Below are 26,636 nucleotides of genomic sequence, written 5' to 3'. Positions count from 1 at the left end.
CCGGCAGTGCCGCGACGCCGACACGCGATCGTCCGGCATGAGAGGCGTTGGTCGTCCCGGTGCGGCGAGCGCGCGGGTCCGCGACGCCGACGCGGATCACCCGTCGCGATCGGCACCGGCCCGCGCGCGCATCGGGCGCGGGTGATCAGCGGCCGCGTCGGGGACCGCCGCCAGGGCCACGGCGGGGACCGCCGGGACGCCCGCCGCCCGCCGGTCGCGAGGGCCCGCCCGGCCGCCCACCGCCATGTGGCCGGGCGTGGATCGCCGGCGCCGGACGCGTCGAGCCCGGCTGGCCCTGCCCGCGCGTCGCATCGCCGCCTTGTGCGTGCCCCTGGCCGGCGCCGTCACCGCGTGGCGCCTGGCCGCCTCGGCCGCCGCCCGGGCGCGAGATCGGGCCGGTGCTGCTGCCCCGCACGCTGCCGGGCAGGCGCGCGGCGCGGGCCGCGGCCTTGGCCTGGGCTCGCGCCCGTTCCTCCGCCTTGCGCTTGCGGATGGCCGCGATGCGCTCGGCCAGCGGGATCTCGAGTCGCACCTCGGGCCTGGCGCTGTAGTCGAAGTCCGGCAGTTGCACGCGGGGCAGCCGCTTGCCCACCACCTTCTCGATGGCCGCCCACTCGCCTTCCTCCTCCTTGGACACGAAGGTGAAGGCCTCGCCGGTGGCCTCCGCGCGACCGGTGCGGCCGACGCGATGGATGTAGTCCTCGGCCGCCACCGGCACGTCGAAGTTCACCACGTGCCCGAGTTCGGTGACGTCGATGCCACGGGCGGCGATGTCGGTGGCGACCAGCACGGGGAACTCGCCGCTCTTGAAGCCGGCCAGCGCCAGGGTGCGCTGCGCCTGCGATCGGTTGCCGTGGATGCGCGCCGCCTTGACGCCCTGCTTCTCCAGGTAGGCGGTCAGGCGATCGGCCCGGTGCTTGGTGCGAGTGAAGACCAGCGCCTGCGTCATCACTCCGCGCTGCAACAGCGCCGTCAGCAGCGCGCCCTTGAGGTCCTGCGAGACGGGGTACACGGCCTGGGTGATCCCGGTGGCCGGGGCGGCCTGGCGCGCCAGGTTGATCGTCGCGGGATCGCGCAGCAGCTCGCGCGTCAGCGCGACGATCGGCGCCGGCATCGTCGCGCTGAAGAACAGGGTCTGGCGCGCATGCGGGATGTGCTTGAGCACCCGCTTGATGTCGGGCAGGAAGCCCATGTCGAGCATCCGATCGGCCTCGTCGAGCACGAGGAACTCGAGACCGGCCAGCTTCGCGTACGGCATCCGGAAGTGATCGAGGAGGCGGCCGGGCGTGGCGATGATGACGTCGACGCCGCGCCTGAACGCCTGCTCCTGCGGGCCCATGCCGACGCCACCGAAGACGGCGGCGGCGCTGATCGGCGTGTGCACGGCGAAGGTGTTGAGATCCTCGAGGATCTGCGCCGCCAACTCACGGGTCGGCGTCAGCACCAGCGCCCGGGTGGTCCCCCGCGGCAGCGCGAGCAGCTTCTGCAGGATCGGCAGGAGGAACGCCGCCGTCTTGCCACTGCCGGTGGCCGCGCAGGCCAGGACGTCGCGCCCGGCGAGCGCCGGCGGGATCGCATCCGACTGGATGGGCGTGGGCCGGGTGAATCCGAGTTCCTTGAGGGCGCGCGTGAGGCTGGGATGCAGCCCGAGGTGTGAGAACGGCACGCATCAGTGTACCGGACCACGGGCACCGGGCTCCGGGCGCCGGGCTGCGGACTCCGGGCACCGGCCGGCGGGCACCGGCCGCCGGGCTGGGGAGACCGAACGGCCCCGTCCTTCGGCGTTCTTCGTTCGGCGTTCGGCGACTCGCCGATGTGCGCCTCCGGCGCGCGGCGAGTTCGGCGTTGCCCGGCTTTCCCCTACACTCGGCGCATGCCGTCTCCTGCCCCACCGACATGGGCGCGGTCCTTCGACACGCTGGCGAGCACGCGGACCATCGCCGCGGTCGGGGCCCTGATGACCGCGACCGGCCTGCTGCTCCTGCTGATGGGGCGCGTGCCCATCTGTCGGTGCGGCCACGTCCTGCTGTGGGTCGCCGCGGTGAACAGTTCCGACAACTCGCAGCACCTCTCCGACTGGTACACGTTCTCGCACGTCATCCATGGCTTCCTCTTCTACGGGCTGCTCTGGCTGGTGGCGCGGCGCGTGCCGGTCGGTCTGCGGCTCGTCCTGGCGGTGCTGCTCGAGGGCGGGTGGGAGCTGCTCGAGAACACCGACATGGTGATCAACCGGTACCGCGAAGCGACGATCGCGCTCGACTACTACGGCGACAGCGTCCTCAACTCGCTGAGCGACGTGACCGCGATGATCCTGGGCTTCGTGCTGGCGGCGCGGCTGCCGGTGTGGCTGGTCGTGGTCGCGGCCGTGACCATGGAACTGGTCGTCGGCTACCTGATTCGCGACAACCTGACGCTGAACATCCTGATGCTGCTCTACCCGATCGAGGCCGTGCGGCAATGGCAGGCGGGCGGCTAGCCCGCCTGCCATTGCCGCGACGCCTCGACCGGAATGCCGCGATGCCGCGAATGCTGCGAATGTCGGAAGCCCCGACCCACGCCGACATTGTCGGCATTCCCTGCATCGCGGCATTCACAGGACAGGGCGGCCGGCCCGGCCCCTGCTGTTGACTGCCGACTGCCAACTGCCGACCGCCGCCTGACGCCACGAAGGCCGACGGCCGGATGACGAAGGCCGTCCGGGTGGCCAGCCACCGCTGCCCCGTGGTGGTCCGACCAGTGGTAGACTCCGGGGTTCAGACCAGAGACTCTCGGGCGCCGTCGGTCGAGACGTGCCCCGTATGGAGGCCACAGTGGCAGATCAACAGGGCAATGGCATGTCGCGGCGCGAGTTCGCGTCCCGACTCGGCGTGACCGCTGCGGTGGTGGCCGCCGGCGGCCACTTCCTTCCGTCGACGGCGCTCGGCGCCACGCGCATCCAGGGCGCCAACGACAAGCTGGTGCTGGCCAGCATCGGCGTGCGCGGCCAGGGCAACGCACTCAAGCGCGGCTTCGCCAAGCTGAAGAACGTCGAGATCAAGACGCTGGCCGACGTCGACCTCAACCTCGAGGCCGAGCGCGTCAACGACAAGGCACTCGCCGACGTGCCGACCTTCAAGCCCGCCTTCGTGCAGGACTTCCGCCGCGTGCTCGACGACAAGGACGTCGACGGCGTGATCATCGCGACGCCGAACCACTGGCACGCGCTGATGACGATCATGGCGCTGCAGGCCGGCAAGCACGTGTACGTGGAGAAGCCCTCCAACTACACGATCTGGGAAGGCCGCCAGGAAGTCGAGGCGCAGAAGAAGTACGGCAAGATCGTGCAGGTCGGCACGATGAACCGCAGCCGCCCGGCCGTCCGCCAGGCGATGCAGTTCATCAAGGACGGCGGCATCGGCAAGGTCTACATGGCCCGCGGCCTGTGCTTCAAGCCGCGTCCCCCCATCGGCAAGTACCCCGACGGCCCGCTCGCCGCCGGGCAGACCTTCAGGCTCAACTCCGAGGCCCGTCCCGAACCGGCCTGGGACGCCGCGTACCTCTCCAAGGTCGACTACGACCTGTGGCTCGGCCCGGCCGCCAAGACCCCGTTCAACGTCAACCGCTTCCACTACAACTGGCACTGGAACTGGTCGTACGGCAACGGCGACACCGGCAACCAGGGCCCGCACCAGTTCGACATCGCGCGCTGGGGCCTCGGCAAGCAGGAACACCCGGTCAAGGTGAGCTCGTATGGCGGCTACTTCGGGCCCGAGTCGGCCCAGCAGACGCCCAACGTGCAGACCTCGCTGTTCGAGTACGCCGACGGCACCATCCTCGAGTTCGCGACCCGCGGCGAGGCCACCAACGAGGAAGGCAGCGTCAAGATCGGCAACCTGTTCTACGGCAGCGAAGGCTGGCTGTGGGTCGATGGCGACGGCCGCAAGTGGCAGTCGTACAAGGGCCGCAGCAAGGACGAGAAGGGCCCCGGTTCGGACGCGCCGCCGCCCAACAGCGGCAGCGACCCGCTCGTGCTCTTCAGCATCGAGACACCGCACTACCAGAACTTCGTCGACGCCATCCGCGCCAACGACCCGAAGAAGCTGACCTGCGACATCATGGAGGGCCACCTCTCCTCCGCGCTGCCGCACCTGGCCAACATCTCGTATCGCGTCGGTCGCCAGTTGCAGTTCGACGGCAAGACCGAGACGTTCGTCAACGACAAGGACGCCGACAAGCTCCTCACCCGCGAGTACCGCAAGGGCTGGGAGATCAAGCCGATCGCCCGCACCGAGTAGCCCGCGCGGCCCGCACGCTCCACCCACGACGCCCCCGGTGCCCTCGAGGCGCCGGGGGCGTCGTGCTTTGCACTCGCCTCGACTGACGACTCATGAGGTAAGCGTACGGGCACGCATCTCTGGGCCCTCCTCCCCAGACGTTCCGTCTCTCGCGTTCGTCGTTGCTCGTTCGGGCGGCCGGCGTCCGCGTTGGCTCATCCGTAAGACTCTACGGACGAGTATTCTTCCGCTACAGCATTGCCAGCGCCTCTGACCCTGCACTATGCTGCGACCTCTGTCGCGCGTTCCCGTGCATTCCATGGCCGACCTTCCGTCCGTCCAAGTAGCGCCGCTCGTGCTGCTCGTGGACGACTATCCAGACGCTCGCGAGATGTACGGCTTCTTCCTCGCCCGGCGCGGCTACCGCGTCGAGGAGGCCGCCGACGGACACGAGGCGCTCGACAAGGCGCTCGCGCTGCGACCCCAGGTGATCCTCATGGACTTGTCGCTGCCAGGCATCGACGGCTGGGAACTCGCGCGCATGCTCAAGCGAGACCCGCGCACGCTCGACATCCCGATCATCGCGCTCACGGCCCACGCCCTCAACGGCGAAGAACAACGGGCCCGTGGCGCGGGCTGCGACGCCTTCGTCACCAAGCCGTGCCTGCCCCATGCGCTCGAGGCCGAGATCGCGCGCATCCTCCGCGCCGCCAGCGGCGCCATCCCGGGCGGGGCCTGACGCCATGGACCTGACGCCCCGGAGCACGGGCCTGGTCGAGGTGCTCGACCGGGTGCTGGACAAGGGCCTCTTCGTCGGCGGCGACGTCAAGATCTCGCTCGCCGAAGTCGAGTTGCTCACCATCCGCGTGCGGCTCATCGTGTGCTCGCTCGACAAGGCACAGGCGATGGGCCTCGATTGGTGGACGTACGACCGGCACCTCGCGCCCGGCCGCGTCACGGCGCGCGAGACCGAGGAGTTGCGCGAGGAGGTCCGCAGGCTCGAGACGCGCCTGCAGGAACTGGCCGCGACCGCCACGCCCCCGACGACGGCCCGCACGCCCGCGCGTCGCGCCGCCGCCTCCAAGCCCTCGTCTTCGCGCCGCCGGCGCCAACAGGAGTAGTGCCCCATGCCCGTGGAACGTGCTGCCGGCGGGTCGAGCCTCGTGGACGTGCTCGACCGCGTGCTCGACAAGGGGATTGTCATCGACGCCTGGCTCCGGGTGTCCCTCGTCGGCATCGACCTCATCACCGTCGAGGCACGTGTCGTCGTGGCATCGATCGACACCTACCTGAAGTACGCCGAGGCCGTCGGCCAGGTCCCGATGGTGTCGCGGCCGGCGCTCGAGCCGACAGTCGTGCCCGACATGCCGGTGGCGGCGCCGGTCGTGCCCGGCACGACGGTCACCGAACGCGACCGCGTCACGGTGCGCCGCAGCCGCACGGCGCGCTGACCGGCCGGCACGCGCGGGCGAGGGACGCGTGGCGAAGCAGCGACGATCAGGCGTGGCCCGGGCCACGGGCACGCACCAGCACGATCCGCGGATCGGGCTGCTCGAGTTCTTCATCTCCTGCGAGGACGCCGCGTCGTGCGCCCGGGAGGCGCTCGAGTGGCTGGCCGCCCATGCCGGCGTGACCCACGCACTCGTGGCCGCCTCGGCGGCCGACCTGACGCGCCTGTGGGGCATCGCCGCCATCGGCCTCTCGTCGGGCCGCGCTGGCGAGTTCTCGCTCGACCTGGCCGATCACGCCCACCCCGTCGTGCAGGCCCTCGCCGTCGACCAGCCGACGCTGTTCGCAGCGGGGGCGCTGCCGCCCGACGTCGTCTTCGGGCCCTGGCCGGTGCACGTGGTGCCGATGTGGAGCGCGCAGCGACGCATGCCGGTCGGCCTGCTGATGCTGCGGGCCATGCGCGAGGTGGTCGACCCCGTGGTGCCCTGGGTCGCTGCCGTGCTCGGCGACAAGCTGTCGGCCCTCGGCTCCCACACCGCGAGCACCCGCAGCGCCTTCGAGCACGAGCGCCGGCTGCTGTACACGATCTTCAACGCCGTCACCGACCCGCTGCTGCTGACCGATGGCCAGGGCAAGCTGATCATGGGCAACGCGCACGCCGAGCGGTTGCTCGCCGCCGGTGACGAAGCGAGCGAGGGCCGCCGCCACGCCGTGGCGCTGAACAACCTGTTCTTCTCGGCCGCCCTCTCGAGCGCCTTCGCCGGCGGCTCCGACCCGCCGGCGCGCGAGGTCGTGCTCGTCGACCCCGACGACGGCTCCGACCTGCTGTTCGAGTTGCTGACCGCGCCGGTCAGGGATGCCGACCAGGGCACGGCGATGGTCTCGGTGCTCCGCGACGTCACCGACCTCGGTCGCGCGCGCATGGAGCTCGACGAAAACTACCGCAAGCTGCGCCTCGCCGACGCCGACGTGCGCGCCGAGCGCCATCGGCTCGACCTCATCATGGACTCGGTGGCCGATCCCATCGTCGTCACCGGCCCGTCGGGCGAGACGCTGATGATGAACGCGCCGGCCGAGCGGCTGTTCGACGTGCCACCGGGAGGTGGAGTGGCCGAGCAGCGCCGCGTGCGCGCCAACGACGCGCACTTCTCCTCGTTCGTGTCTTCGTTGCTGGTGAGCGGTCGCGACCAGCGGTGGCGGTCGCACATCGGGCTGACCGATCCGCTGTCGGGACGCGCGCTGCCCGTGGAGGCGGTGGCCGGCAAGATCCTCTCGGAGCACAACGAGCTGGTCGCCGTCGTGACGATCCTGCACGACCGCACCGAGGCGCTCGAGAACGCGCGGCTGTTCGGCGAGCTGAAGCGGGCCTCGAGCGAGCTCGAGGCCAAGGTGCAGGCGGCGACCGCGGAGCTCGCCTCGCAGAACGAGCTGCTGCGACGGCAGGCGCTCGAGCTGGAGCAGGCCTCGACACTGAAGTCGCAGTTCCTGGCCAACATGTCGCACGAGTTCCGCACGCCGCTGAATGCGATCCTCGGCTACACGAGCATGCTGCTCGAGGAGGCCTACGGCGCAGTGTCGGTGGCGCAGCGCCGGACGCTGTCGCGGGTCGACGCCAACGGGCGCCACCTGCTCTCGCTGATCAACGACATCCTCGACATCTCGCGCATCGAGGCCGGGCGGATGCCGCTGACCCGCGAGCGCTTCCCGCTGCAGGCGCTCGTGTCGGAGGTGACGCAGGAGCTCGAGCCGGTGATCGCGCGTTCGCCGGTGGCGCTCGAGACGCGCGTGCCGGCCGACCTGCCGATCCTGCACACCGACCGGCAGAAGGTGAAGCAGATCCTGGTGAACCTGCTCAGCAACGCGTTGAAGTTCACGCCCGACGGCTCGATCTGCATCCGCGCCGACCACGATCCATCGACGCGGCTGCTGCACGTGCACGTGTCCGACACCGGCATCGGCATCGACCCGGCGCACCAGCAGCGCGTCTTCGAGGACTTCCAGCAGGTGGACAACTCGCCCACCCGTGCCTATCCCGGCACGGGACTCGGCCTGGCCATCTGCCGCCGCCTGGCGACGATGCTCGAGGGGCGCCTGTCGCTCACGAGCGCACTCGGCATCGGCTCGACCTTCACGCTCACCCTGCCGGTCGGACGCACGCGCGCGTCGGCAGGCTTGCTCGAACAGGCCACCGGCGAGGCCACGCTGGCGGCCATGCCCCTCGAACCATGACCAAGCGCGCTCCCACATCCCGTCCCACGACCGCCCGCACGAGCCGGCGTCCGGCCACGGCCACCCGTGAACTCGCCCCCGCCCCGGCGCCACGGCCACGGCGGCGCACCACGGCCGCGGCGGCGGCCGAGCCCTCGCTCGGCAAGTACGCGTACTGCATCGTCAGGGCGGAGCGTCCGCTCTCCTTCGGGCGCCTCGGGATCGGGCCGACCCCCACCGAGGTGACCACGGTGCAATGGGGCGACCTGGCCGCCGTGGTGTCCGACGTGCCGATGGGGACGCAGGACCCGACGCGCGACAACGTCCTGGCGCACCAGCGCGTGAACGAGACGGTGATGCAGGAGCACACGGTGCTGCCGATGTCGTTCGGCACCGTCTTCAAGACCCGCGACGACATCATCGAGTTCCTCCGCTCGGCCTACGACGCCTTCGTCGACGTGCTCGACAAGATGGAGCACAAGCTCGAGTTCGGCCTCAAGGTGCTCTGGGACCGCGACGCCGTCGTGCGGCAGATCGAGGAGGAGGACGAGGACATCCGCCGGGTGCGTGCCCAGCTGGCAGCCCAGCGTGGCTCCACGTACTTCGCGCGCATGCAGTACGGGCGACTCGTCGACGCGGCCCTGCAGGCGCGCGCCGAGCGGTACATCGCCGACATCTTCGGCGGCCTGCGCGACGTCGCGGTCGCGTCGCGCTCGAACAAGCCGATCGGCGACCGCATGATCATGAACGCGGCGTTCCTGGTGTCGCGCCAGCAGGAAGCGGCCTTCGACGCCCGCGTCAAGGAACTCGGCGCGCGGTTCGACAAGCTGACCTTCAAGTACACGGGCCCCTGGCCGCCCTACAACTTCGTCAACATCCGGCTGAAGCTGGAGCGCGCCTGACACATGTTCCTGATCGACTCGCTGCTCGTCGGCGGCCTGCGGTTCGTGCTCGACAAGGTGGCCCTGGCGGTCGACCAGGAGCGCGACGAGGTGCGCCTGCTGCAGGAGGAACTGGTCGCCGCGCAGATGGCCGTGGAACTCGGCGAGATCGGCGACGAGGAGTTCCTGGCGCGCGAGCAGGACATCATCGCGGCCCTTCGCGAGGCGCGGGCCCGCCGGGAGGACCCGCTGCAGGCTGGTGACGGTCAGGGGGCACTCCGTGTCGGCGAGGTCGCGGTGACGTTCGGTGGCGACGATGACGCGTAAGGATTCGACGTCACACGAGCCGGACCGACTCCTGCACGTGCACGGGGTACTGCGTTCCGACACCGTGCCCCGCCTCGGGCGGGTGACGGGCATGCCCGGCGCGGTCGGCAGCGCTCGCGCGATCGCGGTGACCGAACGCCACTGGATGATCGTGTCCGACGTGCCGGCGGCGGGCTTCACCGAGGAGGCCATCCGCAGCCGGCTCGAGGACCTCGAGTGGCTCGGGCGCTGCGCGGCGAGCCATCACGACCTGCTCGGCCGCGCCATGCGGTCCGGTCCGGTGGTGCCCTTGCGCCTGTTCACGATCTTCGCCACCGAGGCCCGGGCGCTCGCGCACGTGCGTGACGCCTTGCCAGGCCTCGCCGTGCTGTTCGAGCGGCTCGACGGGCGGGTCGAGTACGGGGTGCGCGCCTCACGCGCCCAGCTGGCACCGGCCGGCGTCCCTCCCGCCACCGTCCGCCGGCTCACCCCCGCGCCGGCCAGCGGCCGCGACTTCCTCGAGCGCAAGCGGGCCCTGCTGCGCGAGCGACAGCCCATCGCCGTCGACGAGCGCTGGCCGGCGCTGGTGGAAGCGCGCGTCCGGGCCCACGCCGAGGACGTACGACACCGCCCGCTGCCAGCCGAGGGCGGACGCGTGTGGCTGGACCTGGCCGCGCTGGTGCCGGTGACCGGCGGCAGCGCGTTCGCACGCGACATCCGGGCCCTGGCGCGGGAGATGCGCGGCCACGGGCACGAAGTCACCCTCACCGGCCCCTGGCCGCCCTTCACGTTCATCGACGAGCCGCTCGATGGATGAACGCCAGCCGACGCAGAGCCTGGCGGCCTCGTTGACCGGCGGCCAGGCCAGCCTCGTCGACGTGATCGACAGCCTCGTGGACAAGGGCGTGGTCCTGCAGGGCGACGTCGCCCTCGGCATCGCCGGCATCGACCTGATCACGCTGAAGCTCGCCGCCCTGCTGGTGAGCGCCGAGCGGCTCGCGGCCTCCTCGCCACCGGGCGACTCGCCATCAGGAGGTCACTCGAGCCCCGCGTCGGACGCCAGGGAGCAGGCGCAGGCGGAGGTGGTCGCCACCGACGTGACGGCAGAGGCCCCGGCCCCCCCCTGGCGCATCGAGGACATCGACGCGGCGCCGTCGCCGCGCCCCGCGGCCGATTCGCTCCCGGCCGCCGGCATCGCCGCCCGGGAACCAGCGCCCGTCCACGTCCCGTCAGGACGCTGGGACGTCGACCCGGACAACGTCCGCCGCAGCGTGATGAAGCTGGTGCTGACGCTCGTCGAGGTGATCAGGCAACTGCTCGAACGGCGCGCCATCAGGCAGATGGAGGCGGAGCGACTGACCGACGCCGAAGTCGAGCGACTGGGTCGCAGCCTGCACGAGCTCGAGCAGACGATCGTCGACCTGGCCGCCCAGGCGGGACTCGATCCCGCCGACCTCAACCTCGACCTGGGACCATTGGGACGATTGCTCTGACCCATCGTCGCGGACGGCGACCGCCGCCGCAGGGACGGCCGGGGGCCAGGCGGGTGCGCCGCGACTCGGCAGCTAGCTCGTGATAGTGAGGGCTTCCGACAGGCGATGTGCGTAGCGATTGCGCAGGCGCCCGAAGCGCAGTCCGTCGGGCGTGTCGCCAAGGGTCTCGGCCGCCAGCGTGCTGTAGCCGAGCCGGGCGGCGAGGTAGCACGGCTGCATGTACCGCAGTCGTGTCGCCAGCCCCGGGTCGCGCATCGCCCTCGTCAGGCGCTCGACGAGCGAGGTGCGCTCGGGCGTCGTCCACGTGAACTCCTCGAGCGCCGCCGCGACGTCCCACGCGATGTCGTGAGGCCCGGGCTGGAAGTGATCGTCGCCGTGTTCGGCCGTGTCCACCTTGACGACGCCCTGCGGCGTCTGGAGCCACTCCCACGGGGCGAGGTGTCCGTCGAGCACGACGGCCGGCTGCGCGCCGGCGCGATGGGCCAGGCCTTCGAGCGGCAGCAGGCCGGCGTCGAGCCGCGAGCCGAAGTGTTCCCGCGTGTTGCCCTCGAGCAGTGCGAGGGCGGCGTCAACGTCGGCCCGTGCGCCGGTCTGCATCGCGGAGGCACGCCACGGCAGGTAGGTCGTGAGCGCGCCGGCCAGCGCTTCGCTGCCGCGGCGATCGAGCGGCAGGGTGGGCGACACGCGACGCATCTGGAGGTAGCCATCGTGATGGCCCAGGATGGGCACCCCGAAGCCGGCCTCCGCTGCCCGCTCGGCGCGCCGCCGGACCGCCAGGCCATAGGGGCCGAGGCCGACGAACTTGTGCAACTGGTCGGGATGCGTGCCAGGCACGCCCTTGTGACGCTCGTGCTGCGGGTGCACCGCCGGCCAGGCCGACGGCGGCAGGCCGATATGCTCGCGCCAGTGTCCCGCCGACCAGTCCTGGGCGAAGTCGGGTGACCGGATGAGGGCCACTTCCCTGCCGTACCGACGCCATCGTTCGCGCGCATCCGCGGCCTTGAGCACCGACGGGTCGGGGTCGTGGCTGCAGACGAACACGATCCGCGACGGCAGGTGCCCGTGCCGCTCCAGCAGCGCCGCCGCACTCACCAACGACGATCCGCTCAGGCCCGGCCCCTCGTCGACGATCAGGCACAGGGCGCCGCGCTGCGCCTCGACCTGCGCGGACCACGCCTGCTCGACTTCGTATTCGCGCGCGAAGGGATGCCCGCGGGGTCGCAGCGTGGTGCTCCAGACCGGCACCCCCTCGGCCTCGCAGCGGGCGGCCGCCACGGCGGCGAGCGTCGCGCCGATGGTCCGCAGGCCCACGACGACGACGCGCGGGGGACGCTCGCGAGCCAGGCATCGCGCGACCGCGGCGGCGTACGCCAGCGGATGCACGGCATAGTAGGCGAATCCCTCGGGCACCCGCAGGTGCGCATGAGCCGGCAGCGTCAACCGGAGACACGCCGATGTCGCGGATCGGAAGTGCCGTTCGGCCGCGGCCGCGGCGGGCTCATCGCCGGCATCCAACGCCAGCAGCACCCGTGCGGCCCAGCGCGAGGCGACGCTGAAGGTCGTGGCGCGCGGATCCATGCCGTCGCGGGTACGGCACCAGCCATCAACGAGCGACGCCTCCAGGCTGCCGAGCCCGAGGAGCCTCGTGGTGGCCTCGTCGACGTCGTCGGCGGCCATCGTGAGGCATCGCGAGATCTCCAGTCCGGGATCGACGTCTCGGCCCGCACTTCGGTACACGAGCATCGGCATCCACCCTGCAAGGACAGGGCCGGTGTGTGAGGGCTCGCACGCTGGTCGGGCGAGCGATGCGGAAGTGAGGCCTGATTCGCGACCGATGCGCGGGGTTGCGCAGGGCCGGCCGGAGCCGGCCCTGCCGAGCCGGCTACGGGCCTGGTCGGTGCGCTGTTACTGCGTCTTCGGCTGGCTGCCCGTCTGCTGCTGCGCCGCCCGCGCCTGATCGAGATGCTGTTCGAGCGTCGGCAGCGTCTCGGTGGCGTAGGTCTTGAGGGCGGGATGCTGGAGTTGGCGGGTCGCCTTCTGATAGGCCTGGATGTCCTTCTGGTGATCCTTGACCATCTCGTCCGCGTACGCCTTGTCGAACGTGGCGCCTTCGAGTCGCGAGAGCCGCTCCTGCAGTTGCTTGTGCGTCGGCTTGAGGTCCATCGCGCTGTCGCTGGCCCCGACGGACGCGGCAATCGACTGCAACTTCCGGCCGGCCTGCTCGTGATGCGTCTCGATCATCTTCGCGAGATCACGCACGGCCTGGCTGTCGGCCTTCTGTTGGGCCAGCCGGGCGAGTTCGACCTCGGCACGGTTGCCCTCCATCGCCTCCAGCATGAACGCCCGATCCGGCCCCTTCAGCGCACCGGAGGCGTCCGAGGCGCCCTTGGCGGCGGTGCGGCCGCGCTGGTCGGTCTGCGTGCCGGCGGCCGGCACGTCCTCGCCGACCTTCTCGCCGTAACTGGTCACCTTGTCGCGCTCGCGATCCTGCGGCCGAGCACTGCTGCCGCTCCCGGTCGTCTGGCCGCTGGAGCCGGCTCCGGTGGACTGGCGGCTTCCGGAAGGGGCGCCCGACTGGCCCTGGGTGGATTGCGCCTCGGCCGGCACGACGGCCAGTGCGGAAACGATGACGATGGTCCCGGTAAGACTGTAGATCTGCTTCATGAATGCATTCCCTTTCGGGTGCATTCGGGTGCAAGTGGCGGGCCACGAGCCGCCGGCTGGCGATCAGAAGGGCCAGTCGAAGCCGATCAGCGGGAAGATGCCGTTCTGCGTGTTGATCTCGGCCATGTTGTTGGTGCGGTTCCAGCCGAGGGTCGCGAAGTTCTTGCGGTTGGTCAGGTTCTGCGCGCCTGCAAAGAAGGTGACCCGCTGGCCGCCGATGATGAACGAGCGGTCGACGCGGGCGTCGAGCCTGAAGTAGTCGTCGGCACGCAGGCCGTTGACCTGCGCCAGGTCGTACACCCCGCGGTTCTGTTGCGTGGACGTGACGACGTCGAACGGCGTGTACGGCCGGCCCGAGAGGTAGACCGCGCGAGCCGAGGCCTGCCAGCGATCGGCGAACAGCCACGAACCGGTGAGGTTGACGACCACCGGGTAATCGAACGAGCCCGGCCGCAGCACCTGGTCGAGCCCGGCGTGTCGGGCGCGTGAGATGGCCACGCTGGCCTGCCCGTACCAGCGCCCGCCGGGCTTGCGCTCCGCGAGGAACTCGACGCCGGTCACCTCGCCCTTGCCGTCGCTCAGGAGCGGAAAGAGGATGTCGCGCGTCGCGAACGTATCGCCGATGTTGGCCAGCGACAGCTGCGGGATGTCTGCCGCTACCGGGTAGTTGCGGTACTGCTTGTGGTAGACCTCGGCGGTGGCGCGCATGCGGCCGGCGCCCGTGTATGACACACCGGTCACGAAGTGGTCGGCCTCGAAGGGCACCAGCAGCCGGTTCTGCTCGAACGCGGCGAGGAACAGGAAGAACGGCTGCTGGTAGTAGCGGCCGTAGCTGCCGCGCCAGGACCACGCCTCGTTGAAGGCATAGCTGGCGCCGGCGCGCGGGCTGATCTTCGTGGACGACAGGTAGTCGTAGTAGTCGACGCGCGCGCCGTAGGTGACGTTGAGTCGGCGCGACAGGTCCTGGGTCGCCTGCACGTAGGCGCCAGCTTGCGTGGAGGTGAACTTTCGCGTCAGGTTGAACGGGGCGAAGCCGGGCTCCTGCACGTACGGGCTGTCGTTGCCGTAGGGGGACGCCGTGTCGTAGTCGATGCGGAAGGCCTTGAAGCTGCCGCCCACCTGCAGCTTGAAGGCGCGCCCGAGTTCCGTCGTCAGGTCGTACTTCAGGGTGGTCTCGTCCTCGCCGGAGTTCTCGCTGAAGACGACCGGGCTCGTGGCGATGAGTTCCTCGGCCGGCACGTCGGGTGGCGCGACGACGCCGCCGAAGGCCAGGTCCTTGACCTGCTGGTCGACACGCGCCGCCGAGAAGGTCACGCCGAGCAGCCCCACCGTGCGATCGCCGAGCAGCCGCTGCCAGTTGACGCCCGTCGACGAACGCTGCCCTTCATAGCGGATGTCGAACGTGTTGATCTCGTCGGCGATGTCCTCTGCATCGTCGGTGCGACCGAGCCGGATGTTGTCGAAGCCGGTCACGTTGATCAGCCAGATGCGGTCCTTCGGGCTCAGGTCGTAGGTCGCCTTGGCGTTGATCGTGTACAGCGTCGGCACGCCGCCGAACCCCACGTCGTCGGAGAACAGGTCGAGGATGCTGCGGCGCGCCGAGACGATCCACGAACCCTTCTTCTCGCGACCGATCGGGCCTTCGACGATGCCGCCGGCGCCCGCGAAGCCGAACGTCGCGCGGCCGCCGATGTCGTCGCGGCTTCCCTCGCGTTGCGTGACCTGCAGCACGCTTGACGCGCGATTGATGTACGGCGCCGGGTAGCCGCCGGTGAGGAACGTGACGTCCTGGATCAGGTTGGCGTCCAGAATGCTGACCGTGCCCCCGGCCGAGGCGAAGTTGGCGAACGTGTTGATGTTCGGGATCTCGATGTTGTCGACGACGAACAGGTTCTCGAGCGGGCTGCCACCACGCACGATGATGTCGTTGCGGAAGTCGTTGGTGCCGGGCACCACGCCAGGAAGCGTCTGCACGTAGCGCGACACGTCCTGCAAGGCTGCCGCATTGGTGAGGATCTCCTCCTGCCGGATCAGGTACGAGGAGTTCTTGATCTCTTCGGACGGGACGAAGGCGGGCGCGGTGACCGTGACGGTCTGCGTGAGCCCCTCGAGGGTGGGCAGCGTCACCTCGACCCGGCCCTCGAGTCCGGCCCGCACCGTCACCGGATCGCTCTGGATGGGCGTGCCACCAGCCGGCGTGATCTCGAGCCGATAGGCCCCGGCCCGCACGTCGCCGATGCGGAACGTGCCGTCGGCGGCGCTCACCGCGCACTGCGAGGTCTCGACGACGCACACGGCGATGTCGGCGGCCGGCGCGCCGTCCTGACGGCTGATTTTTCCCGTGATGGCGCCGACGCCGGTGGTGTCCTGCGCCCCGACCGACCCGGGCGCCAAGGCGGCGGCCCCGAGCATCCACAACACGACACACGCAGTACGAACGGAGTTCACCTGCTTACGACGCGGGCCGTCCGGCCGAGGTCTCCACCGTGGCGCGTTGCCCCATCGACGGCGGCTACCGGGCGTGGAGCGTGGCGACCGCCGCGTCCCCACGCCCACGCACGGAGCGCTGCTGCCCGAGTCAAAGGCTCAGGTACTCCACCTTGCCGGGGCCAGGGGTGTCCCAGTACTCGGCGGTCAACGGTTCGACGACGAGCAGGCGCAGGTTCGGGTCATCGGGTCCGTCAGGGAACCACACGCGGAACGACTCGCGCCACACCTCCCGCACGCGCGCCGGCTCGTGCACCACCATGCCGACTCCCGAGACCGACAGGTAGGCGTTCCGCTCGTCCTGGCACACCAGGGCCACCTGCGCATGGCCGGCCACCTCGTGCACCTTGCGAGAGTCGCGACCGGTCAGGAACCAGATGTTCCCCGTGCGGTCGTCGATCTCGACCACCTGCATCGGGCGCCCTTCGAGACGTCCTTCCGCACTGCTGGTGACGAGCATCACGGTCCCGCAGGTCCGCAACATCCCGAAAATCCTGTCGCGCTGCTCCACTGGCCCTCCTGTCCGGAGGCTGGCGATTGCAAGGTCGGTTCCCGGCACCTCGCTTGCTACGACGTCAACCATGGCCACCATCTACTCGCGCCCCGGGGAGTACGACCTCGAGCACGGCACCGACGAAGAGGACATCGCTTTCTATCAACGCCTCGTCGTACGCCTCGAGGCGCGGCGTGTCGTCGAACTCGGCTGCGGCAGTGGGCGCATCACAGTGCCACTGGCCGAGATGGCCGACGAGCACGACCTCACGCTCCTGGGCATCGACATGTCCGACGAGATGCTGGGACAGGCCGAGGCCAAGCTGGCGCAGATCCCTGCGACCTGCCGCAGTCGCGTACACCTGCGGCGCGAGGACATCCGGGACTGGTCCATCACGCCCCCGGTGGATCTGGTCATCGTGCCCTGCTCGACCCTCGCGCACCTGCTGGAACTCGAGGATCAGCTCCGCGCATGGCGCGCCGCCTTCGAGAACCTGTCGCCGGGTGGCCGCTTCGTGGTCGACCTGACCATGCCCAACCTCACCGCCTATGGCGACTCGATGGCGTCGCCGCCTCGGGCGCTCGTCGAGATGGACATCGACCAGGAGAGCGACGACGGGAAGCATCGGCTGATCCGGTACAAGACGACGCGCTACGAGGCACACCGGCAGCGCGCCCACGTGCACTTCCTGTACGACCGCTTCGAGATGCGTCCCGACGACGAGCAGGCGCGGCGCTACATCAGCGACTTCGAGAGCCACGTCTACTTCCCGCGCGAGTTGCAGTTGCTGTTCCTGCATACCGGCTTCGAGATCGAGCAGGTGTGGGGCGGCTACCGCGGCGAGCGCCTCCGCAGCCACTCGCGCGCCATCGTGATGGTGGGGCGCAAGCCTGCGTAGGACTCGAGAGGCAGGCGTCCCAGGGGACCGCCCCCTCTCCGGCGTTCACTCGAAGGTCACCACGTGCAGGGGCGGCGCGTCGGGACTGCGGCGGATCAGCAATGGCGCGGCGACGTTGAAGACCGGCACGCCGGCGGCCGTGCGCCCCTCGAACCGTCCGCCGTGGGCGTGCCCATGGAACACGACGTCCACCGGGTAGCGTGACAGGGGCTCCTCGAGACGGCTCGAGCCCAGGTACGGGAAGATCTCGGGTGGCTCGTCCTCGACGGTCTCCCTGATCGGCGCGTAGTGCAGCACCGCCACCTTCCGCGGCGTGCGCAGGCGCGCCAGCGCCGTCTCGAGCTTCATGGCTTCGTCGACGGCCTCCTGCACGAACGCCTTGATGGCCGGCTCGCCCCAGGGCCCGAGCGCGCCGCGGCCGAAGCCACCGCCGAAGCCCTTGATGCCCGCAAACCCGACGCCGAGCACCTCGATGGCCTCGCCATCGAGCATGTGGACCCCGGCATCCGACAGGATGCGCGACACCAGGGCCGGGGCGCCCGCCTCGAAGTCGTGGTTGCCGAGCACCGCGACGACGGGCACGCCCACGCCCTTGAGGTCACGCGCGAGCTGCGCGGCTTCCTCCTCGGTGCCGCGGTCGGTGAGGTCGCCGCACAGCACCAGCACGTCGGCGAGTTCGCGCACGCGCCCGAAGGCCTGCGAGATCGAAGGTGACGCGGTACGGCCGACATGCATGTCGCCCATCGCCGCGATGCGCACTGGCATCGTCCTTGCCTTTCCGACCCTCGCCATGATCGCGTCAGGGTCCTCGACGGCGGGGCAGGCTCACGAGGCCGCATGCGCCGATGCGCTGCGCGTGCTCCATGAGCGCGGCATCCAGTTCCTGGTGGGCGGCACCTTCGCCTTCACCCAGTACACCGGAGTGGTGCGGGCCACCAAGGACCTCGACCTCTTCGTGGCGCCCGACGACCTCGCGCGCACGCTCCGCTCCCTCACCGACGCAGGGTTCGCCACGCACGTTCCGTTCCCGCACTGGCTGGCCAAGGCCAGGCGGGAGGATCTCGCGATGGACCTGATCTTCTCGAGCGGCAACGGCGTGGCGCGCGTCGACGGCGACTGGTTCCGCTACGCGGCTGACGTGACGCTGTACGGCATCCCGGTGAAGCTGTCACCGATCGAGGAGCTGATCTGGTCGAAGTCGTTCGTGATGGAGCGGGAGCGCTTCGACGGCGCCGACGTGCTGCACCTGTTGCGGGCCCGCGGACACGTCATCGACTGGCCGCGCCTCATCGCTCGCTACGGCGAGTATCGACTGGTGCTCGCCGCGCACCTCCTGCTCTTCAGGTTCGCGTACTCGGATGCCGAGGCGCTGCTGCCGCCCTGGGTGGTGGCCGAGGTGCTCTCCGACCTGTCGCGTCCCGGCAGCGGCGGGGAACGGACCTGCTTCGGCACGCTTCTCTCCCGGGAGCAGTACCTCGCCGACGTCTCGCAACTGGGCTATCTCGACGCGCGGCTCGCCCGCGGGCACATGCAGGCAGATGCCCTCGAGATCTGGACCCGCGCCATCGACGAGGACCACCACGAGCAGTGAGGTCGGGCGCTCAGGAGGCCTTGCGGCGAGGCGTGGCGCGCGCGGCGCGGGTCATCCGGCGGTGCAGCAGCGCCAGCACCGCCGTCTCCTCACGCGACAGGTGTCGGCCCTGCTTCACCATCAGGTCGGCGGCCTTCTCCCGCAGCACCTCCAGCGTCGCCCCGTCGAGGTAGTGGTCGAGGACGGCCGGATGCACGTAACAGCGACGGCACACGGCCTTCGTGTTGCCCAGTTGCCTGGCGACGCGCTCGATGGCCCGCGTGACATTGCGCTTGCGACCGGCCGCGGTGTCGACGTGCTCGAGTTCCTGCAGGGCAGAGGCGGCCAGGACGGTGCCGGCCCACGTGCGGAAGTCCTTGCCGTGAACGGCTGTCCGGTCACCTCGCCGAGGTAGGCGTTGACGTCCTCTGACGTCACACGCTGACGCGTGCCGTCGGCATCCACGTACTGGAAGAGCACCTGCCCGGGCAGGTCCTGGCAGCGCTTGACGGTGCGGGCCAGCCGCGCGTCCCGCAGCTCGACTTCCTGCCAGACGCCACTCTTGGCCCGGAAGCGGAACCGCAGCCGATCGTTGGTGACGGTCGCGTGCCGGTCGCGCAGCGTGGTCAGCCCGAACGACTGGTTCGTGCGCGCGTACTCCTCGTTGCCGACCCGGATCAGCGTGGTCTCGAGCAGGCGCACGACGGTGGCCAGCACGCGGGTGTGCGAGAGCGGTGGCGCCTGCAGGTCGCGCATCACCCGCGCACGGAGCAGTGGCAGGGCGCGCCCGAAGGCCAGCAGTCGGCCGTACTTGGCGGCGTCGCGCACCTGCTGCCAACGCGGGTGGTAGCGGTACTGCTTCCGGCCCCGGGCGTCTCGTCCCGTCGCCTGGATGTGGCCGTCGGCGCGCGGGCAGATCCACACGCGCGTCCAGGCCGGCGGAATCGCCAGGCTGCGGATCCGCGCCAGCGTGGCGGCGTCGCGCACCACGCGGCCCTCGGGCGACCGGTACGTGGCGCGGGTGCGCGACAGCACGCGGGTGATGCCGGGGCCGGTGTCGTCGACGTACCGGAGTTCGGCGAGGTCCGCGGCGTCCTCGCCCGTCGGTTGCTCGAGCGCCGCGCGGGTCATGACGGGCGCCGGAAGGTCGGTCGCGAGAATCGGGGCGGCCATGCCCCCGGTGGTGCAAGAAGGACGCCTGTCCTTCTACCCGGCGGCGAGGGCGTCGGCTTCCGCGCGCAATGCCGGGTAGTCGATCTTCCCGGTGGTCGTGCGAGGCATGGCGTCCTTGTAGAGATAACGACGCGGGAGCATCGCCGGCGTCATCACGTCGCGGGCGTAGCGCGTGAGGCGCGCCCGGCCATCGGTCACGCCGGCCTTGAAGGTCACCGCGGCCCAGACCTCATGTCCCAGGAGTTCGTGCGGCCGTCCGAACACCGCGGCGAGTTCGACCAGGCCTGACTCGTACAGCAGGTGCTCGATTTCGCCCGGCGACACCCGGATCCCCATCGACTTCAGCAGGTGATCGCGCCGGCCGCGGTACACGACGAAGCCGTCGGCGTCGCGGTACCCGTAGTCACCCGTGTACACGGCGCGGCCCGGGAACGGCGTCCCCGCCGGCAGCAGAGGATCGGGGCGCACGCTGCGAGCGGTGGCCTCCGGGTCGTTCCAGTACCCGAGGCATACGTAGTCGCCGCGATGGACGATCTCGCCCTCCTCGCCCTCGTCGGCGAGGCTGCCGTCCTCGCGCACGATGACGACGTCGGCGCCAGGGATGGGCCGGCCGATGAGCCCTGGCCGATCGGGCACCCCCTGCGGGACGTAGCAGCTGCGATAGGTCTCGGTGAGGCCGTAGTTGAGCACCACCGTCGCCTGCGGGAATGCGTCGCGAAGACTCCGCAACACGGGTGCGGGTACCTGCCCGCCCGTGTTGGTGATGAGGCGCACCGGTGAACGGTCGGTGCCCAGGATCGGCGACATGCCGCCCATCAGGTACGTGAACAGCGCAGGCAGGCCGGCCAGGACGGTCGGTCGATGCCGTTCGAGCGCCTCGCAGATGCCGAAGGGCGTGAACGCCGGGGGGATCACCTGCGTGACGCCGAGGATGGCCGTCGACAGCAGTTGCCCGTACCCGTAATCGAAGCTCCACGGGACGGGGCACAGCAGCACGTCGTCCTCGCGCACGCCGAGGTAGGACGCCACGGCGCCACACGCGCGGATCAGGTTTCCGTGCGACTGCACCACGCCCTTCGGCTGGCCCGTGGACCCGGAGGTGAAGACGATCGATGCCGGGTCGGTCGGGAGCGAGAGGCTCCTCGTCTGCGAATCGAGCGATGCCGGCGGCACGTCCTCGGCCACGAGGAGGGCGCCGACGGCGGCGCCCGGCGGCAGGGCCGTCGAGGCGGCGCGCACCACCAGGCGCGGCGCGGCGGTCCGGACGGCGTTCTCGAGCTGGGGCGCGCGGCAGGCCGCATCCATCAGGGCCGGAATGGCATCCTCGGCCCAGGCGCCGACGATGGCCGCGGCGATCTGGACGCTGTTGCTCATCCAGATGAGGACGCGATCGCCACGCACGACGCCAGCACGGCGATACGCCATCCGGAAGTCGTCGGCGCGGCGCTGCCACGTCGAGTACGTCCAGGAGTCGTCACCACAGCGGAAGGCGTCGCGATCGGGGTGCCTGGCCACCGTGGCCGAGAACGCGTCGAACAGGTTGGTCGCGGTCACGATGACGTGGCAGGTGATGAGGAGGACAGCTTCATGCCCGTGACCAGGCGCGCGAGTTCCTGCCGCCGCTGGTCGTCTCCGGGCGAGCCCTTCCGGCGGATCGGCTCGTATCCGAGGCGTTCCATGACGTCGTCGACAAGCGGGGACAACCGCTCGATGGTCCACGGGCTCAGCGTCCGGTGTCGGCCGACGCTGCCGGCCGAGACTTCGTGGCTCGCGTACGTCTTCCAGTCGCCGAGGCCCACCGACTCGCCATCCGAGAAGGCGCGCGAGAGCACCGCATCGACATCGGTGGACTCGCCCAGGAAGTCGAAGATGGTGGCGAGCGTCGTGCGTGGGTCGGCCGTGAGGTCCTCGTAGCGGACGCGAACGACCCATCCGGGATGCGCATCGGCGAATGCCAGGAGCCGCCGGTTCCCGGCCGCCCAGGCCTCGGCGAACGCCTCGTACGTCTCGGGACGACGACGGACGAACTCGAACAGCTCGGGCAGGTGGCTCTCCATCTTGTCGCCCAGTTCCTTGAGCGAGCACACCACGTCGAGTGGGTGCCTGACGATCGCCACGTACCGGCACCGATCCCCACAGAGGCGCTCGATCGCGTCGAGGTGGAAGATGTCGACGGCGGTCTTCTCCGCCCAGCGACGCTTGCCCTCGCGCGCGGCGATGTCGCGCCAGAACTCGAACACGAACTCGCGGAGCCGGTCGAGGACCACCGCTTCCGCGAAGCCCGCAAAGTGCAGCCCCGGCACGACGCCGACGCTCAGCCCACCCGCGAAGCGCTGCTCCTCGAGGAAGCGGCTCGCGGCGCTCAGCAGGTTGGTCTCCGGCGGGCAGGCGATGTCCGGGTGGGCGCGCAGCAGTCGGCGCAGCAGCGTGGTGCCGCTGCGCGGCACCCCGAGCACCACGATGCCCTCGTAGCCGGTGGCACTCATCGTCCACCTGCGCTGACCGGTTCAGGACTGCCAGCCGTCCACTCGGTGACGTCGTCCTCGGTACCTGCCGCTTCGTCCACCAGGATCTCGCGTGGCGCCGGATGGCTGATGAAGCGCGTCGGACTCGCCGTCGGACCGTACGCGCCCGAAGAGCCGACGACGATCACGTCACCGGGCTCGGTGACCGGCAGGTGGACACCGGTGCCGAGCACGTCGAAGCTCGCGCACAGCGGGCCGGCGAGCAGGACTGGTCCGGCCGGCGGCGCATCCGGGCGCGACAGGTTCCAGAACCGCCAGTTCCGGCGCATGACGGTGCCCATCATCCCGCACGCGCTCAGGTGGTTGTTGAAGCCGGCGTCGCACAACCTGATCTCGGTGCCGCGACTCGACTTGGCGTCGACGACCGAGGTCAGCATGTAGCCATCCACGCCGACCAGCCAGCGCCCCATCTCGAGCACGAGACGTGCGTCGGCGACCGCGGGCACGGCCTTGAGGCGATCGACGGTCGGCACGATGCGCGCGGCCAGGCGCTGCAGGTCGAGTTCGCGATCCTCGTCGAAGTACGGAATGCCGAAACCGGATCCGAACACGAGGCGTGACGGGCGCAGAGCGTGGCGATCGACGACCCGCGCGAAGAGGTCCGCGATGATCGCGACGTTGTCGGCAATCGCGTCCTCGTCGAGCGAGTTCCCTGCCGAGTAGACGTGCAGGCCCTCGAGCCGGACACCCGGCATCCGCGTCGCCGCCGCGACGACGTCGTCCACCTGTTCCTCGTCGATGCCGAACTGGCTCGGACGCCCGCCCATGTGCAGCCCGAACCTGCGGGGCACCTCTGTCGGGTTGATGCGGAGCAGAATCGCCTGGGATCGCCCGCGCTCCCGAGCGAGTCGATCCACGAGCTCGACCTGGCGCAGCGACTCGCACACGATGTCGCCACAACCGACGTCGAGCGCATAGGCGACCTCGACCTCACGCTTGGCGGGACCGCTGAAGGCGATGCGACCCGGCGCGTAGCCGGCTTCGATTCCGCGGGCGATCTCGCCGGCCGAACTGGCGTCGAGCCATGCCAGCGGCCCCCGCAGGGCGCGCAGCAGCGCGACGTTGGGGTTGCTCTTGATCGCGTAACTGACGTCGAACCGCCCGGCGAAGGCCTCCCCGAGCGCCCGGACACGCGCACGCATCGGGTCGACGAAGTAGACGAACGCGGGCGTGCCTGCCCGGGCCGCCACGCGCCTCAGGATGCCGACCGGGAGCGGCAGCGTCTGGGCGTTCACCGGGTCGGTCCCGCCATCGACGCGATGTAGGCACGGATGCGCTCGATCGAGTCGAAGTTGTCGAGGTTGACGTCGGTCGGCCCGACGCGGAAACCGCAGGTCTGCTCGATGTGGCCGAGCAGAGTGACCAGCGAGAAGGAGTCGATGAGGCCGCTGCTGAACAGCGGCGTCTGCGGCGTCACGCCGGTCGTGTCGACGCCGAGGTCCTCGCGGAGGAACTCGATCAGGGCATCGTCGGTCAGGGACATGGGACCTCGCTCACAGGGGTTACACGGGAAGATCGATGAACAACAACTTGGCCAGCACCCGCAGGCGCGCGTAGAGCCCGCCGTGACCGTCCAGGGCGGTGAGCGACGCGCCGGCGACGACGAAGGCCATCGTCGCGGGCGTGCCGAGCCAGCGCCACCCCGGCCGGTCGAGGCCACGCCACTTGCGGCGGCGGCGCTCCCGGCTCCATGTGCCGTAGAGGGAGAGCCCGGTCGCATGGTACAGGCCCCACAGGATCCATCCGAGGGACGGGGCATGCCACAGGCCGATGGCCCCGAACGTCGCGTAGGTGGCGACGTACGGGTTTCGGGTGAGGCCGATGGTCGGCATGTAGACGTAGGCCTGACACCAGCCGGCCAGCGTCATGTGCCAGCGCTTCCAGAAGTCGCCGATGCTGGTGGCGAGGATCGGCCAGTTGAAGTTCTCGAGGATGCGCAGGCCGAACAGGCGGCTGGTCCCGATGGCGATGTCGGAGTAGGCGCTGAAGTCGACGTAGAGGTACAGGAACGTCCGCGCGCAGAAGGCCCACACCTTCCAGGTCGGTAGCCCCGGCAGCAGGGTGAGGAGGTCGCCGCCGTCGCGCACGCTGCCGAGGAGAGGGAGGAGGAGCAGCTCGCCGACGAGGAACTTCTTGATGAGTCCCTGCGCGATCCGCATGGTGCCTTCGGCCGCCGACTGGGCGCTCCAGGACGATTCGCGCTGCCCGAGATAGTGCTCGAAGCGCTCGATGGGTCCAGCCGTGAAGATGGGCACGAGGAAGATGTAGGAGACGAAGTCGGCTACGCCGTGGCCTCGCATGCTCCCTCGGGACGTCTCGATGACGTAGTGCACCAGCTTGAAGCTGAAGTAGCTGATGCCCAGCGGCAGCGCCAGGGAGGCCACCGTCGGTGCGTGGCTGATGCTGGCCCGGATGACCGGCACGTACTTGTAGAACGCGAGGTAGGCCAGAATCGCGCACACGAGCACGGGCACCCACCCGCGCGACAGTTGCCCCGCGTGGACGCGACGCGCCACGACGAACGTGACGGCGGTCCAGGCGCCGAGGGCGAGCACGGTCGCCGGCGCGAGGTGCAGCAGGTAGATCACCGACATGGCGGCCAGCGCCGAAAGCCGGTGACGATCGGGCAGGGCCCAGAAGAGCGGCACGCCGAGGCCCAGCCAGGCCCAGAACCAGGGGTCGGCGATCATCGGGGCGCGTTCCCGGGCAGCGTCCGCAGCGTTGGGGTCACGGCAGGGGCGGGCTCAGAAGCCCTGGTACCGGAACACGTGTCCACCGAGGCGGGACGACAGGAGTTCGGTCAACGCCAGCAGCACGAGGGCGCCGACCACCAGGCCCTGCACCACTGCACCGATGCGGAACGCCCAGACCGACGGTTCGCGCGTCATGCCTCGTGCCTTTCCCCGAGCAGGGCGCGGACCCGCGCAGCCAGTTCGTCCGCGCAGCGCCGAGCGGCATGGCGCGCACGAAGGTGCGCCCAGTCGTGGAAATCGTCCGGCTCGAGCCTTGCCGCGCTGACCAGGTGGAGGTACGGCACCCCGAGGTCACCGGCAAGCGCTTCGACACGACCACGGTGCCGCGCCGCGGTCGCGGTCGTGGCGAACTCGTCCTCGAACCTGGGATTGACGGGCGTCTCGACCAGGAGGACGCGCAGCCCGCGCGCCTCCAGCGTCCGGACGATGCGCGTGAGGACGACGGCATTCCCGGCCCAGTTGGCATCCATGACGTCGTAGCGCCGGGCGACGCGCGCGCCGATCTTGCGCCAGGCCGCCGGGGTCAGCGGCTTTGTCTCGCCCGTGTATCGACTGTCGACGTACGGCACCGGCGACAGGCCGAGCAGGCGCGACGCGAGAGCCTGGCGGCGCGCGACGAGGAATGCCGCATTGTCGATCGCGTACACGCCCGTGCGAGGCCCCACTCGATGCCCCCTGGACTCCAGCGCTTGATCGAGCACCGCCGATCGGAGGCCCAGCCGCGGGACGGCGGCCAACTCCCCGAACAACTCAGGTCCCTTCGAGAACAGCGATGGCCCGACCCCGACGGCGGCGACACCCCGCATCCGGGCCGGCAGGTGCTCGGCCAGCGCCAGCGTCTCCCAGAGACTTTGCGTGCTGGTGCACAGCTTCAGCAGGCGCGCCGATCGGCCCTGTTGGTGGAGTGCATGCACGACGTCAGCTTCGAGGAAACTGGCCCGCATCGTCGAGCCGCCGAACAGGACGAGGGTCAACTCCGAACCCGGCGCGGCGAGGTAGGCGTGCAGGTCAGCCGTGACGATCGCGTCGTAGTCGCCCGAGTGCGCTGCCAGTCCCGTGCGACCCAGCCGCCCGAGAACCCTGGGTGTCGCGAGCGTGAGGAATGCCACCACCCCGAGGAGGACGACCGTGACACAGACGAACGCGCCCAACGGCGTGACCTGAGTCAACCCGCCGAGGAGTGCGCGGGTGCTCGTCCGCTCACTGTTCTCGCCGCTGTCGGCGGCCTCCCATAGCGCCGGCTGCGACTTGATGATGCTACCCACGTTGGCTCTGCCCCCCTGCCTGCTCGGCAGTTGCTGTGGCGTGCAATTTTTTCCCCGCGCGATGTTTTTTGTACGAATCGGTCCGAGACGCCGCGCGTATGAGTGCTGCCGAACTCGCAGGGAGTCGCCTGCATCGACATCACACGCGAACGGTGCGTGGCGGTCATTTGCAAGAAGCTGTCCACGGTCGTTGGACGGCCAACACCCGGTGCGCACAC

Annotated in this window: 24 protein-coding genes and 2 pseudogenes; 12 read left to right on the top strand and 14 right to left on the bottom strand. The window is 70.3% G+C overall.

Annotated features, from left to right (window positions below):
• Window positions 1–145 precede the first annotated feature (145 nt).
• Entirely contained in the window at window positions 146–1,666 is a 1,521-nt protein-coding gene (locus tag TBR22_RS05960; RefSeq protein WP_239492045.1) for a DEAD/DEAH box helicase, read from the bottom strand.
• A 207-nt stretch (window positions 1,667–1,873) separates the two neighbouring features.
• Between TBR22_RS05960 and TBR22_RS05955 the strand changes: the two genes are divergently transcribed.
• From TBR22_RS05955 to gvpJ (TBR22_RS05910), 10 genes and pseudogenes are all read left to right on the top strand, one after another.
• Window positions 1,874–2,476 carry a DUF2585 domain-containing protein gene (locus TBR22_RS05955; RefSeq protein ID WP_239492044.1) on the top strand — a complete coding sequence of 201 codons (603 nt, stop codon included), beginning with the start codon at window positions 1,874–1,876 and terminating at the stop codon, window positions 2,474–2,476.
• Window positions 2,477–2,810: 334 nt separating this feature from the next.
• A complete protein-coding gene (locus TBR22_RS05950; RefSeq protein ID WP_239492043.1) occupies window positions 2,811–4,274 on the top strand; it encodes a Gfo/Idh/MocA family protein in 1,464 nt (487 codons plus the stop codon).
• Window positions 4,275–4,572: 298 nt separating this feature from the next.
• Window positions 4,573–4,992 (top strand): response regulator, encoded by a 420-nt coding sequence (locus tag TBR22_RS05945; RefSeq protein WP_370651399.1) that lies wholly within the window; start codon window positions 4,573–4,575, stop codon window positions 4,990–4,992.
• A gap of 4 nt (window positions 4,993–4,996) precedes the next feature.
• Window positions 4,997–5,374 carry a gas vesicle protein GvpJ gene (locus tag TBR22_RS05940; protein WP_239492041.1) on the top strand — a complete coding sequence of 126 codons (378 nt, stop codon included), beginning with the start codon at window positions 4,997–4,999 and terminating at the stop codon, window positions 5,372–5,374.
• Between the two features lie 6 nt (window positions 5,375–5,380).
• Window positions 5,381–5,593: pseudogene (gvpJ, locus tag TBR22_RS05935) on the top strand (gas vesicle protein GvpJ); the annotation flags it as partial.
• A 163-nt stretch (window positions 5,594–5,756) separates the two neighbouring features.
• The gene (locus tag TBR22_RS05930; protein ID WP_239492039.1) at window positions 5,757–7,931 is read left to right on the top strand and encodes an ATP-binding protein; all 2,175 of its coding nucleotides are present in this window, start codon (window positions 5,757–5,759) and stop codon (window positions 7,929–7,931) included.
• Window positions 7,928–8,812 (top strand): GvpL/GvpF family gas vesicle protein, encoded by an 885-nt coding sequence (locus TBR22_RS05925; RefSeq protein WP_239492038.1) that lies wholly within the window; start codon window positions 7,928–7,930, stop codon window positions 8,810–8,812. Before TBR22_RS05930 ends, TBR22_RS05925 begins: the two co-directional genes overlap by 4 nt.
• 3 nt (window positions 8,813–8,815) lie before the next feature.
• Window positions 8,816–9,118, top strand: a complete 303-nt coding sequence (locus TBR22_RS05920) for a gas vesicle protein GvpG (RefSeq protein ID WP_239492037.1) — start codon at window positions 8,816–8,818, stop codon at window positions 9,116–9,118.
• The gene (locus TBR22_RS05915; protein ID WP_239492036.1) at window positions 9,108–9,914 is read left to right on the top strand and encodes a GvpL/GvpF family gas vesicle protein; all 807 of its coding nucleotides are present in this window, start codon (window positions 9,108–9,110) and stop codon (window positions 9,912–9,914) included. Before TBR22_RS05920 ends, TBR22_RS05915 begins: the two co-directional genes overlap by 11 nt.
• On the top strand, window positions 9,907–10,590 hold the full coding sequence (gvpJ, locus tag TBR22_RS05910; protein WP_239492035.1) for a gas vesicle protein GvpJ: 684 nt from the start codon (window positions 9,907–9,909) through the stop codon (window positions 10,588–10,590). The genes TBR22_RS05915 and gvpJ (TBR22_RS05910) overlap by 8 nt, the downstream gene beginning before the upstream one ends.
• A gap of 72 nt (window positions 10,591–10,662) precedes the next feature.
• On the opposite strand, the gene TBR22_RS05905 is transcribed toward gvpJ (TBR22_RS05910), so the two are convergent.
• From TBR22_RS05905 to TBR22_RS05890, 4 genes are all read right to left on the bottom strand, one after another.
• A complete protein-coding gene (locus tag TBR22_RS05905) occupies window positions 10,663–12,333 on the bottom strand; it encodes a hypothetical protein (RefSeq protein WP_239492034.1) in 1,671 nt (556 codons plus the stop codon).
• Window positions 12,334–12,495: 162 nt separating this feature from the next.
• The gene (locus TBR22_RS05900; protein WP_239492033.1) at window positions 12,496–13,254 is read right to left on the bottom strand and encodes a DUF4142 domain-containing protein; all 759 of its coding nucleotides are present in this window, start codon (window positions 13,252–13,254) and stop codon (window positions 12,496–12,498) included.
• Between the two features lie 63 nt (window positions 13,255–13,317).
• Window positions 13,318–15,666: a TonB-dependent receptor gene (locus tag TBR22_RS05895; RefSeq protein ID WP_239493478.1), complete on the bottom strand. Its 2,349-nt coding sequence runs from the start codon at window positions 15,664–15,666 to the stop codon at window positions 13,318–13,320.
• A gap of 166 nt (window positions 15,667–15,832) precedes the next feature.
• Window positions 15,833–16,324, bottom strand: a complete 492-nt coding sequence (locus tag TBR22_RS05890; protein ID WP_255665321.1) for a pyridoxamine 5'-phosphate oxidase family protein — start codon at window positions 16,322–16,324, stop codon at window positions 15,833–15,835.
• On the opposite strand from TBR22_RS05890, the gene TBR22_RS05885 reads away from it, so the two are divergent.
• Window positions 16,323–17,132, top strand: a complete 810-nt coding sequence (locus tag TBR22_RS05885; RefSeq protein WP_239492031.1) for a trans-aconitate 2-methyltransferase — start codon at window positions 16,323–16,325, stop codon at window positions 17,130–17,132. The genes TBR22_RS05890 and TBR22_RS05885 overlap by 2 nt on opposite strands.
• 45 nt (window positions 17,133–17,177) lie before the next feature.
• Here the strand turns inward: TBR22_RS05885 and TBR22_RS05880 are convergent, their stop codons facing one another.
• Window positions 17,178–17,897 (bottom strand): metallophosphoesterase, encoded by a 720-nt coding sequence (locus TBR22_RS05880; RefSeq protein WP_239492030.1) that lies wholly within the window; start codon window positions 17,895–17,897, stop codon window positions 17,178–17,180.
• Here TBR22_RS05880 and TBR22_RS05875 point away from each other — a divergent pair.
• Complete coding sequence (locus TBR22_RS05875) at window positions 17,884–18,723, top strand: nucleotidyltransferase (RefSeq protein WP_239492029.1); 840 nt, start codon at window positions 17,884–17,886, stop codon at window positions 18,721–18,723. The two genes, TBR22_RS05880 and TBR22_RS05875, sit on opposite strands and share 14 nt — an antisense overlap.
• A 229-nt stretch (window positions 18,724–18,952) precedes the next feature.
• Here TBR22_RS05875 and TBR22_RS05870 read toward each other — a convergent pair.
• The 8 genes and pseudogenes from TBR22_RS05870 to TBR22_RS05835 form a co-directional block, all read right to left on the bottom strand.
• A pseudogene (locus TBR22_RS05870) lies at window positions 18,953–19,833 on the bottom strand (DNA topoisomerase IB); the annotation flags it as partial.
• A 75-nt stretch (window positions 19,834–19,908) separates the two neighbouring features.
• A complete protein-coding gene (locus TBR22_RS05865; RefSeq protein ID WP_239492027.1) occupies window positions 19,909–21,429 on the bottom strand; it encodes a class I adenylate-forming enzyme family protein in 1,521 nt (506 codons plus the stop codon).
• Window positions 21,426–22,361, bottom strand: coding sequence for a sulfotransferase (locus TBR22_RS05860; protein ID WP_239492026.1), 936 nt, complete (start codon window positions 22,359–22,361; stop codon window positions 21,426–21,428). The genes TBR22_RS05865 and TBR22_RS05860 overlap by 4 nt, the downstream gene beginning before the upstream one ends.
• Entirely contained in the window at window positions 22,358–23,635 is a 1,278-nt protein-coding gene (locus TBR22_RS05855; RefSeq protein ID WP_239492025.1) for a hypothetical protein, read from the bottom strand. Before TBR22_RS05855 ends, TBR22_RS05860 begins: the two co-directional genes overlap by 4 nt.
• Entirely contained in the window at window positions 23,632–23,883 is a 252-nt protein-coding gene (locus TBR22_RS05850; protein ID WP_239492024.1) for an acyl carrier protein, read from the bottom strand. Before TBR22_RS05850 ends, TBR22_RS05855 begins: the two co-directional genes overlap by 4 nt.
• A gap of 19 nt (window positions 23,884–23,902) precedes the next feature.
• Entirely contained in the window at window positions 23,903–25,090 is a 1,188-nt protein-coding gene (locus TBR22_RS05845) for an MBOAT family O-acyltransferase (protein ID WP_239492023.1), read from the bottom strand.
• Between the two features lie 54 nt (window positions 25,091–25,144).
• A complete protein-coding gene (locus tag TBR22_RS05840; protein ID WP_239492022.1) occupies window positions 25,145–25,288 on the bottom strand; it encodes a hypothetical protein in 144 nt (47 codons plus the stop codon).
• Window positions 25,285–26,634 carry a hypothetical protein gene (locus TBR22_RS05835; RefSeq protein ID WP_239492021.1) on the bottom strand — a complete coding sequence of 450 codons (1,350 nt, stop codon included), beginning with the start codon at window positions 26,632–26,634 and terminating at the stop codon, window positions 25,285–25,287. The genes TBR22_RS05840 and TBR22_RS05835 overlap by 4 nt, the downstream gene beginning before the upstream one ends.
• Window positions 26,635–26,636 lie beyond the last annotated feature (2 nt).

It is taken from the genome of Luteitalea sp. TBR-22, from assembly GCF_016865485.1.
Taxonomy (GTDB): domain Bacteria; phylum Acidobacteriota; class Vicinamibacteria; order Vicinamibacterales; family Vicinamibacteraceae; genus Luteitalea.
The sequence above is the reverse complement of the archived record's forward strand: the minus strand, read 5'-3'. Positions and strand labels throughout refer to the sequence as shown.